Source organism: Ekhidna sp. (genome assembly GCF_965227465.1).
GTDB lineage: Bacteria > Bacteroidota > Bacteroidia > Cytophagales > Cyclobacteriaceae > Ekhidna.
On record NZ_OZ245746.1, the window covers coordinates 1774232 to 1785921 of the forward strand.

Annotated in this window: 7 protein-coding genes; 1 reads left to right on the forward strand and 6 read right to left on the reverse strand. The window is 37.7% G+C overall.

Annotation, left to right across the window (positions count from 1 at the left end):
• Positions 1 to 37: 37 nt before the first annotated feature.
• Positions 38 to 6100 carry a T9SS type A sorting domain-containing protein gene (locus tag ACO05G_RS07885; RefSeq protein ID WP_421765464.1) on the forward strand — a complete coding sequence of 2021 codons (6063 nt, stop codon included), beginning with the start codon at positions 38 to 40 and terminating at the stop codon, positions 6098 to 6100.
• 209 nt (positions 6101 to 6309) lie between these two features.
• On the opposite strand, the gene ACO05G_RS07890 is transcribed toward ACO05G_RS07885, so the two are convergent.
• From ACO05G_RS07890 to ACO05G_RS07915, 6 genes are all read right to left on the reverse strand, one after another.
• On the reverse strand, positions 6310 to 7539 hold the full coding sequence (locus ACO05G_RS07890; protein ID WP_421765465.1) for an alpha/beta hydrolase-fold protein: 1230 nt from the start codon (positions 7537 to 7539) through the stop codon (positions 6310 to 6312).
• Between the two features lie 161 nt (positions 7540 to 7700).
• On the reverse strand, positions 7701 to 8012 hold the full coding sequence (locus tag ACO05G_RS07895) for a type II toxin-antitoxin system RelE/ParE family toxin (RefSeq protein ID WP_421765466.1): 312 nt from the start codon (positions 8010 to 8012) through the stop codon (positions 7701 to 7703).
• A complete protein-coding gene (locus ACO05G_RS07900; RefSeq protein ID WP_421765467.1) occupies positions 7999 to 8256 on the reverse strand; it encodes a type II toxin-antitoxin system ParD family antitoxin in 258 nt (85 codons plus the stop codon). Before ACO05G_RS07900 ends, ACO05G_RS07895 begins: the two co-directional genes overlap by 14 nt.
• Before the next feature lie 170 nt (positions 8257 to 8426).
• Positions 8427 to 9143, reverse strand: coding sequence for a hypothetical protein (locus ACO05G_RS07905; protein WP_421765468.1), 717 nt, complete (start codon positions 9141 to 9143; stop codon positions 8427 to 8429).
• A 229-nt stretch (positions 9144 to 9372) separates the two neighbouring features.
• Positions 9373 to 9828: a hypothetical protein gene (locus tag ACO05G_RS07910; protein ID WP_421765469.1), complete on the reverse strand. Its 456-nt coding sequence runs from the start codon at positions 9826 to 9828 to the stop codon at positions 9373 to 9375.
• 116 nt (positions 9829 to 9944) lie between these two features.
• Positions 9945 to 11666, reverse strand: coding sequence for a hypothetical protein (locus tag ACO05G_RS07915; protein ID WP_421765470.1), 1722 nt, complete (start codon positions 11664 to 11666; stop codon positions 9945 to 9947).
• Positions 11667 to 11690: the final 24 nt, after the last annotated feature.

Consider the following 11690-nt stretch of genomic DNA (forward strand, 5'->3'; position numbering starts at 1 on the left):
CAACGATCTTTATGTACTTCACCTAATACCACTAATCATGCAGCTCAAAATTACCACCCTATTATTAGCATTAATTTTCGCTAATTATGCCAGCTCACAGATTTACTTTCCTTCTGATACACTGGAACTTGGAAGATTTGATGATATCTATGATTTTAATGTCACCACCCACGATAGTGGAATTGTTCTGACTGGTGATTTTGAGGATGGACTCAAACTCGTAGAATATCAGAAAATTGGAAACAATTGGTTGGCAGATACCATACATCATTTCACTTCTGGTTTTGCAACAGGCGTAACTTATTCGGATGGTAAGATAGCCGTAGGAATGAATGGGGCTGAAGTATATATTTTTAAAAAGGATGCTTTAAATGAATGGCAACATAACCAAACAATTACGAAAGGTTCGACAGATGGTTATTTTGGAAGCGTTTTGAAAATGGATGGAGATTACCTGGCCATTAAGTCGGATAATATAGTACGAGTATATGTAGACGTTGGAAACTGGGTGTTACTCTACTCATTCTTTGGACCAGATAATTCTTTTGGGGGCTTATGGGGAGGGCTTGATGGTATGGGGTTTTATGACAATAAATTAATTCTGTCATCTAGCTCGGCACTTAATGTATATGATTTACTGAATGGCTCCACTGTTGTTCAGTATAACGGAATTAATGGCGGGTGGGGATTTAAAATATACGATGATATCATCTACACGCAAAGGGACGGAAATACATATAGAATTTTTCAAAACACGATAATTCCAGCAGCGACTGGAATAAGTGGTACACGAGGATCTGTTCATGAAAAGGTGATTGCTACAGGTACATTTGAGTCCATAACTATTCACTATGATCCAAACGATATTAATTCATACCAAGCTTATAATGTGATTCCCTACGGCGATGATTGTTTTGGATGTTTTCCTTACTCAGTAGATTTCAATGCTCAGAATTTATTTGTTACCGTACAAGATCAATTTGAGTCAGATTTTTTGCTTGGTCGTATTTATGTTTATGAAAGAAACGAGCACCCAAGTATACAGGATCTCGATATTACTGTAAGAAGTGATGAAATCTTCGCTTTTAATCAGTCATTATTTGATTTTCAAGATGAACTTCCAGATTTTGAATGGGTCCGTATTGAATCACTGCCACTCAAAGGTCAGCTTGTTGGGATTGCAAATAAAACAATCTATATAAAGGATACAGTTAGAGTAAGTGACCTGGTATACTTACCTCCTTCTAATCCTACAACTGACGCGTTCAACATTACAGTCTTGGACCAGCAATTATTACCATCTCTGTCTAACAATACTGTTAACGTTACAATTGAACTGCCGAATATCAAACAATATGAAATTGAACAAGTACCTGACTTGCTTTACAGTATGCACAATGGAGATACTATTCGATTTCAGGTGTATAAAAAATCACTCTCTGAAAATAGAATAAGAGGAGTAAAAATATTCGGTCAAAGCTCGGGGTATCTCCAATTTAATGTAGACGGAATGGTGCAGGGAGTTTATGATTCCATGAGTCATGGATTGTTTGAATATTCAGCCTCTGTAAGTGATGTTGAAGATATTGAATTAGAGTTCTATGCAATAGATGAAAATGGTGATTCCACCTTTGCAGTGACATATATTGAGCAATTTCCCAACTTGCCTGGCGAATATGATTTGGTTGAATTCCAAAACCTAAATGAAGTTCCTCCATCATATGATAAAGAATATCTCATTTATAATGAATCATCAATAGGAACAAAATATTTTAATGGTGCAGAAAGAGATATAAAAAAAGTTATCATTATTGGCAAAGAGCTTAATTTCCAGCAAGGGCATCCTACCAAATTATACAGCGCATTAAACGGAAGAGAAGACATTGACGAGTTGGTTGTCTACGCTGAAAAGCTTACAATGGACGGCACTGAGATTAAAATACCGGGAGCGCATCTGAATTTTAAGATAGACACCTTATATCTGGATCAGCGTAATTACATTGACCTTACACCAACATTTGACTTAAACAATGACACCACTGCTCAAAGATTTGGTAAAGTTGATTTTTTTGTTAATACGATTGTAAATGGAATCTTTGGTCAGTTTTCGAGGCTTCAGTTTTTTGATGATGTTGAATGTCCCAGTTCGTATGGTCTGCTGTGTGCGTATGATACTACGAGAACTAATCTTCCTGCCAATGGGACAAGTCAAATAAGGTTTCCATCAGGGTTTCGTGAGTATTTTGATCATGAAACCTGGTTTGATGCTATCCATGTGAATACAGCCATAAATTATGCAGATGATCTTTATCTCTTGGGGAGGTATGATTTGATGATCCCTTATCTAAAGAAGTATCAAGCATACATAGATACCTATATCAATTATGCACGATCAAATGATGTGAATTTGGATCAGGATTTAATTTTAAACAAGAACGATTTAGAGGAGCTTCTCTTTCGGATTGAGACCAATCGTGATTATTTCGGTAATCCGCCAGGCTGGGTACCAAGGCTTTCTTTTGAGGCCAGCTTGTCCCTTTTTGAGGAAGAGGTCGACAACTATATAAATGTATACTATCTGAATTATTGGATTCTAAATGCAAATGCCTCAATCGAGGAAAAGATTAATGCCCTGGAAACAGCCAGAGATTTTGAAAAAAATCAAATTAGGATAGATAGAAATAGTATTAAGTCATTTAGACAGCAGCTTGACCAACTCAACTTAAAAAGTGAACGTATTGCAAATCAATTAAATACTACTCGTAATCAACTTATATCTTATGAAATAGAATTAAAAAGAAGAGCTCAGAATGAAGTCAATCGAAGAAGAAGAAAAAGACGTAAAAGGGGTTTTTGGAAAGCAATAGGTTCTGTACTTCAAATACTTCCAGTCCCTGGTCAACCAGCATTTGCTGCCGTAGGAACTGCCATTAATTTTATTGCTGAGGTTGAGTATAGCGAAGATCGAAAACTTACAGATATAGATACAATTATTGATGGAGTAACTACGATATCAAAAGCGTTCAGAGACAAAAATAGCAACCTGGCAAAAGCCAGAAATAAGTTCGGAGATTTTATTGATCAAATTGATTTAGATGAAATATCACTTGACAAAGAGTACATCAAGCAAATCAAAGACAACTATAACGAATTGGGGAAACCGTTAGTTGAGCAATCTCAAAAATTCTTAAAAGATTATAAGCAGATCGTTAACATACCGAAGAATGAGTACGGTAACATCCTAAGTAATTTAAGAGCAAATGATCCTAACTTAAAAGCACTTGTAGATAGAATAAGCTCTTTACAAAGCAAACAGGTTGAAGTTACGGAAAGCATCATATCAGTGAACCAGCAAATAGTAACTTTAGCTACTATTATTCCCAAAAGAATCAATGCGATAGACATCTATTCGACACAAATTTCAGAAAACATACTGTCACTTGATGAGTCGGTGTTAGTGTATTTGCAAGATTTACTCCAGCTATCAAAAAACCGTCTATTAAAATATCACTATTATTTGATCAAATCTTATGAATATCGATTCCTGGAAAAATATTCAGTAGGGAATCTTTTTGAAATACCATCATTTTTTGAAAAAATTATTGAATTAGTAGATCAGTCGAATGGCTCATTCAATTTAAGTGTAGAGGACTTCAATGCCTTACGCGCCATCTATGATGACGAATTGGCAAGACTAGCCAATATTATTTATGAAGAGTTTCAAAACGGGCTAAATTCCAAAATTCTGGAGTCACGAAAAGTATTATCTCTGAATGATGAACTTTTAGCACAGCTAAATGAAGACGGGGAAGTAATTTTTAATCCATATTATACCGGATTATTCTCCGTTGTTGAGGATAATATTCGAATCAAGGATATTAACGTAACCTATCTAAAGGCTTCCAATGCCGCCGCTGAAGACATTAATGATTATATGGATATAAGAATAAATTATCCAATGAATTCTCTTATTACTAATGAGGGAAGGACTTATCTAATAAATAATCAAGCCACAAATAATGCGAATCCAATCAGCTGGGATTTCAGATATTTCTCATATTCCGAGACTACTGAAAAATTGGAATCCAATTTTGACCCACAACTGATTAAATTTTTACTCTCCAGAAATAACATAGCAATTAATAGTGACAATATTTCGATATTTTATCAACCTGCTATGATTGCTGATCTGATTCTTGAAAAAGAACGATTCAGCTCTGATGCTGGCATTACAATTGATTCTTTAGTTTTAGAAATTGAGTATTATTTCTCTCGAAACTATTCCCCATCTGTTGAGATTTTTAGCTTCTTTGATGGAAAACCTTCTAACAATATTAAACCATACTACAGGTTAGATCTGGATGATAACCATTCCAGGCGAGATGGAAGAGGTAACATCGTAAGGTATTTTGATCCTGGATCTCAACTATCAATCGTGCCAGAAAAATCGATTGGAAAATATGAATTTAGTGGCTGGATTTATGAGGATAGTTCAATCTCGGAGGACACGCTAACATTAGAAATATTTGAACCAATGAGAGTGCAGGCTCATTATGAACTTAAAGAACCTATCCTGCGAGTTGAGCCTGATACATTGTATGCATTTAATACCGATTCTTTTGCAATAACAAATATTGGAAACGATGAAATGGATTGGCTTATTAGAAACTCTAATGAGTGGATAAGTATACAGAATGATACAGTGGGATTAGATGATCAAAATGTAATTATCACTGTGGATGAAGCAACTTCTACAAGATCTGGATATGTATATGTTTATGCCTCTGATGCTAAAAATTTCGTTGATTCAGTCTTCGTTATTCAGGAAGTGAATTCAGGTCAGGTGGTGAGACCTCAAAAACCAAACGGCCCCAACATTGTCTGCTCCTCCTCTATGGAAAAGTATTTTACAGAAGAGATTGAAAACGTAGATCAATACATATGGACGCTTACTCCTGAAGAGGCAGGAACAATTTTAGCCAACGGGAGTCGATTTGTGGACATAGTATGGAGCAACACTTATGAAGGAATGGCGCAGCTTTCTGTTCAGGGAGTCAATTCAGAAAATCAAAGTGAAGTTTCGGCACCTTCGGAAATTGAAATATATACTTCAATAGAACCTGCTTTAGAAATCGATGGACCCCTAATGGTTTGCGAAGGGGAATCAGCTAAATATCAATTGATTGGAATTGGATTGTCAGAAGAGTCAAAAATAGTTTGGATCGTTAATAATGAAAGAATTGATTCAACAAGCAATGATTTTATATTTTTCCCGAAAAACAATGATGTAATACGTGCTGAAATAACCAACACCATCATGTGTGCAAATGCTGATTATCTCATTACTCAACCAATTCAAATAGAATCAATCCTAGATGGAGTACCTTCAGTAAGTATAAATGGACAACCTGATTACTGCCCCAATGAATTGGCAATCTTATCAGCAACATTTGAACTTGGCGGTGTGAATCCTATTTTCACATGGTATGTAGATGGAATTGAATTTTCTAGCCAAGAGTCTATCGAACTGGATGAATCTTATGACGGTAGACTTATATCTTTAACGATGTTGGCTGATCAAGAGTGTTTAGAAAATCCGGTGGCAATAGCAGAACCGCTGATAATCTCTTATGTACCTACAACGGCACCTGATTTATATCTAGAAAATGACAGTATTAGATCTACAAGAACCGGCTATGATCATGAATGGACTGTCAATGGTCGAATTGTTTCTAATTATTCTGCAAGCGTGATTGAATTCGATCGGAGCGTTGAATACATCGCCAGGTCTTATTCTGATGATTGCTATTCAGAATATTCTGATCCGCTAATCATTCTAGAAGCAGTAGATCATCAGAGGAATCCTTTTATAATATATCCAAACCCTGTTATCAATCATTTAAATTTTCAAAATCAAACAAATAAGAGGGGTATTTTGTCCTTAAACTCCATTTCGGGCGAGCTGATGGCTGATATTGAGGTTAATGCTAACAGTAAGAAAAGGATTGATTTTTCAAGTTTCGCACCTGGAACATATATTATTAACTTTAGAAGTGAGGGAAGAAACTTTGTTGAAACGCTAATTAAAGTAACTGAGTAGGTCCCATAGATGATAAAGCCATTGAATAAAAAAGTACCTACCTAAAAGAGTATTCGTTATAGCCAAGAAATGATGTGATGATGTTTAATTGATGTGAGACCAAGACTGGCCGTCCGCCACAAACTATTAATCCCACCGAACCGAATCTGACAGGCAGGGCTTTTATTAACCAGCACACTAAGTGATAGCACATAGCACTAGAACAGTAGTTATTTTAGACTTTTTAGTTGCTTTTCATAATCTTTTCGCTGTTCATCATTATTGTTTGCTTTGGCAAGCCTGATGGCCTGTTTGTAATGAACTCTGGCTTTAGATGTATTACGGACCAAAGCATAAGCATTTCCAAGACCTGCATGCATGACAGGAAGATACTCTGGATCCGGGTACTGTTTGATTCCATTATTGAAATACTCAATGGCGTTTGCTGCATCATTGTTTTTCAGATAGTATTGACCAAAACGATTTTGCCAGTAGGCTGATGCATACCTTGGAGTAGATAGCACATCTTTAAATTCGGTCATGAAGAGCTGAAAAGATGAAAAATCATCTTGCTTCCAGGCTAGCCAAATTAGGCTGTTTTTAGTTGATGCATCAATTTCCGGCTCCATCCCAAACCGCTCACTTCGAGCTTTAAAGTATGCCTTTAGCCCGGGTAATCCACCCTCATCATAAAACTCCTTTGTACCGCTAAATACCTTAGAACTATAATTATGATAATAGAACCTAAGTCCCTGATAGATTGAAGTATATGCAAGTGATTCATGTGTTTCCTCATTAAATAATTCATAGGTCCATTCGAGGTTTTTCGCCGATTGAGCAGCTAATGTCTCTTCCAGTTCATCCGAAGATTCAATCGTGTAAATGTCCTTTTTTGAATTGGCTATGTAGAGGTAAAGTCGCTTTCCTTCATACCTATTGAATTGTTCCAGCATTTCCTGATTAACGTAACCGCCATTTGATAGGATAAAACCTGTAAATACCGGATCTTTCTTGAAAAGAAACTCACTTACCATGAACGAGGGGTTTTCCCAACCAAAGACAATACGTTCAGCAGTAGTTCTGTAAGTCTGATCAACATAAGCGGGTAGTTCTTCCTGTATATACGTACTCAAGGCATCCCAATGATTAAAATGTAGACTATCATGATAGCTCCTTGATTTGAAGTCTATTCCAACAACAATCATTTCTGGGAGCAAACCATCTCCGCGTAGTGTCTCTTGGATGGCAACTCCGTTTAAGAAAAACCACTGCCCATCTAAAATGTACAATACTGGATAATTTCTGTTTCCTTCATGGTATGACTGAGGTAAGTACACCTGAATATTTTCTTGACTTTGTAAGGATTTGGAAGGAACACTTACAGCATAGTCAAAGTCAGGTTGTGCATGAAGCATGTAAGCACCGCATAAAAATAAAATAGCACTAATTAGTTTGAGCATAGGGATTTTGATCATAAGGATTTTGAAGACTAAACCCTTAATACGGCTTTCAAGAATTACTGTTCGTTATTTTATTCAGAGCCATTACTAAACACTCAGTCCCCCTCTCACCCAAGCTATATTATCGGGGCGTCTAGTCCAACACCGTAGTGAAACGCATGTCATTTTTTGGATATGATTATGTCAAATGATGTTCGTAATCCATACTTTTGACTTAGTGTTCTTACAATAAATATTCCCGATTCAGATTGAAGATAAAACACCATATGCGATTTGTACACAAATCGCTTTAGCGTTAGATAAAATTCAGATGCATCTGTACCTATACCGGAATTTTCTGTTAGTGTTTGAAAAAGATTATGGAGGCCAATCAAATACTCTTGTGCTTGTTTTAATCCGAATTTCTCAATTCCATATTCATATATTTCTGAAATATCGATCTCGCATTCCTTTGAAATTTTATAAGCCCCCATCCGCTTTCATTCTATCCTCTACCTTTTTCATAATATCAGGGATAGTGCTGTCACTTATTCCGCTTTCAAGTCCTTTTGTAATAGCAGTTTTCAAAGATGAATATTTGGTATTTTTCGACTGATCTTGTCGTACAAGATGACGCAGATATTCACTATCATTTGTGAATTCTCCAGCAGCTATCTGGGCTTTAATCCATTTATCTTGCTGATCAGTAATAGTTATTGTTTTTCTAACTGTTGCCATATTCAAATATACTTAGAACATCATACTATTGGTGTAATAATAAGGCAAAATGCTTATAATATTCAAATTGAGGTTCGCAATGAGCACTAAATCGTACATTTTCCCTCACTTGACCAGTATCCCGTAGGATCTTCTTTCCCGTCCAGACTAACCTGAGTCTAGATCAAAATTCAATAAACAAAAAATTGTTTCGTAAACTCCACCCACCAATCAGCTTTACCTAATGGGATAATGGCAAAAGACAACAGGTTGACAATGCCCGCAGCAATTAAGGCTATATGAGCCTTTTTTAGTTTTATCATGACAATAATTATTGCCAATAATATAGGAACAGTAGTGATCATGGCCAGGTTGGCAAAATGAGTTACTTGATTCAGCATGAACATGGGAATCAGGGCCATCCGGGCAAAGGCGGGCATTAGCGACCAGAAAACGGTAGAAATCATCCAGATTGCATGATCGTCAATTTGCTTTGACTTGATCATGGCGATAATCACACTTGTACCAAATCCAATAATAGCAACCAGATCAAATAAAGAAACTCCATACAAGAAAAACGGCGGAGCAATGGGTGAAACCTGTCCACTGGCCTGTTGCGCCACAGCCCCTGATATATTGCCCGGGATCATCGCTAAGCCAGAGGCAACCACCATACCCGTCAGAAAAATCCCTAGCAGTCCATACCTTTTATGTTTTGAAATTGACTTTTTCGAAATCAGGTAAGGCTGATAAATCACAAATGCATACCAAATCAAGGCAGATAAAGCATGAATGTGATGTCCAAATTTAGCACTCGTAAATTTTGAAAAATAGGAAGGGAAGAATCCTATCAAAGCGATGGCTAGAGGAATCAATAGCCACTTATGTGCATTTTTATACTTCTCCATATGGGTGTTAATTCTTTCTAATATAGCAAGAAGTTAAACACTGAGTTTTATTCTAATACAAGACCTGTCCTTATCTCATAGCCCACATTGCAGACTTGGGTATGGAGATTTTCTGATTCTTCACGGGTGCAAAAGAATGAACTGGTCATCCGTTTAATATTGGTAGGAAATAATGTGCCGTATTTCGTTGATACAAATAAGCAATCCCTAATATGAGCACTTTATCGAGTCAATTCCTCTTCGTTAGTGCTAAAATGAGAAAAAGCAGTGAAAAGCATTCCAGGCCTACCCTGCCCCAGTGCCACTGACTCCAGACAATCAATTCGCTTTTTAACTCTGCTGTAGAAAATGCAGATTGATAAAACAACGCATTGGTACCCTTGAAGTAGACATAAAAGCAAGCAACAAACAGCACGGCCAATACTGCGGATGTAAGAGCAAGACGAAAACCGGGCGCTTTGATACGCCCCAAATAAACCGACACACCAATCGGAATCACCGCAGCTATAATGGTCAGAATGGTATAAAATTGACCGATTGTGGGTCCGAACGCTTGATAGTAGCTGTAAAAGTCCGCTGCTGACAGTGATTGCCAGTACGGAACCAAAAGAACGGCTTCAGTAAGCTGGCTACCTAAAAAAATGGCAAACACGGCTACCAAAAAGAACATGAACTGTTTCTTCATAAACGTGAAAATAAGTTGAGTAAATCGAAGTGAATTTAACTCAAAGTATTTCAGTGATGCTTTTCAATAAAGCTAACGTATTATTCCGATCGGCATTTGCAGTCTGCCTCCCTATGCTAGGGTTCTTTAATCCTAAAGGTCTCTATGATTAGGGCATCTATCCAGTAGATATCTATATTATCACCATCATCAATGACTCTATTGAAGAGTATGTATTTTCCATCTGGAGTTACACTAGCAAAGAAGTCGTCCTTAGCTGAATTGACTTTATCACCCATATTGATGGCTGGACCCCATGAACCATCCTTTTGTTTGAAACTGATGTATAGATCTGAATCTCCAAAACCTCCTTCCCGTTCACTATCCCAAATGAGGTAACTTTCATCTGGTGCAATGAACGGGTGAGCAGTTTTTTTACCTGAGTTAACTACAGTACTCATTTTGACAGGTTCTTGACGAATACCATTTTTTACTATTGAGATACGGATTGCATCATTGTTTTTATAATCATCAAATACATAGGTGCCATTTGCTGAGGCTGATAGCCGCATAATACCCCAGTCCTCTCTATCAAACATGGTCCCAAGGCTCTTACGCTCCGACCAGCTATCTCCTATTCGGTCTTTGTATCCTTTAGCCATGTGCATGCGTGAGCCATTAGGTGAAAAGGTGATTTCGCCTCGACGTGGAAATTCTATGTATTTTATCCAAACATTATTTTCTTGCCTGAAACCAACAACAGTAGGATGGAAATTGTCAGGGTTATAGTTTGTGTATTCGCCACGATCAATGGTGAAATAAAATTCCTTCATGCCGGGTGCAAAGACCCCTTCCAGCTCCCAACCTTCTCTTGAGATAATCCCCGGCGCAAAAGGTTCTGCCACCATGCCGGGGGGCTCCTGCCCCATGTAAGGTCCTTCTAAGATCGGGAAATCAAAATCGCTCAGGTAATTCTTCGGTCTTATTTTTTCAATCACTTCGGTGCTCACCCAATAAATATTGCCCAGTCCGGGTTCTATGTCTCTTTCATCCCTTCCAAAAAACAAATACTTGCCATCCGGAGTGATCCTTGGCGCTTTTTCATTCAAACTGGTGTTTATGGTACTTCCAAGATTTAAGGGTTTTGTCCACGTTCCGTCATTCTTTTTGAAATACACATACATGTCATTATCCTTTCTCCCTTCTTCTTCGTTTCGAGCGGTTAATATCAAGTAATCCTGAGAAGGGGAAATGAAAGCATGATGACCAGGCTCGACCGCAACTTCCTGTACTTCCGGAAACTCGCCGTTTTCATTCGGGGCATAATATGTTCCGAACTTTGACAGGTTGAAATAATACAGGTCACCATTTTTGGCCTGATTGGGGAAAAACACCAGGTCATCATTTATGGGCGAATCGAGTAGCACTGCATCGCTCCAGGAATCTCCTATTCGGTCTGCATACCATATTTTCTCATCGAAAAAAGCCGAGTCCATAGCTGTGAAATAGATCCTTTTGCCATCAGGGCTAACAAATGGGTGGAATTCTTCCTTTTTCGCTCCATTGGTAAAATTTGCCTTTTTAATGGGAGTCCATTGATCCTCTTCGAACCTTGAGAAATAGATAGATGCTTCTTCGTCTTCATTATCAGCCGCAAAATACATTTCCTTCAAATCCGGCGAAAACGAAACGGTACCTTCAAACCTTCCATCAATGGAGACAATCCCCGGCGCAAAGGGTTCTGCCACCATGCCCGGCGGCTTTTGCCCCATATAAGGACCTTCCAAAAGCGGGAAGGTGAAATTTTCGTCCGTGTTTTCTTGAGCAAAGAGGCTATGAAGCGACATTGTCAATATCATTATGAAGCATTTTGTTGTTTTCAT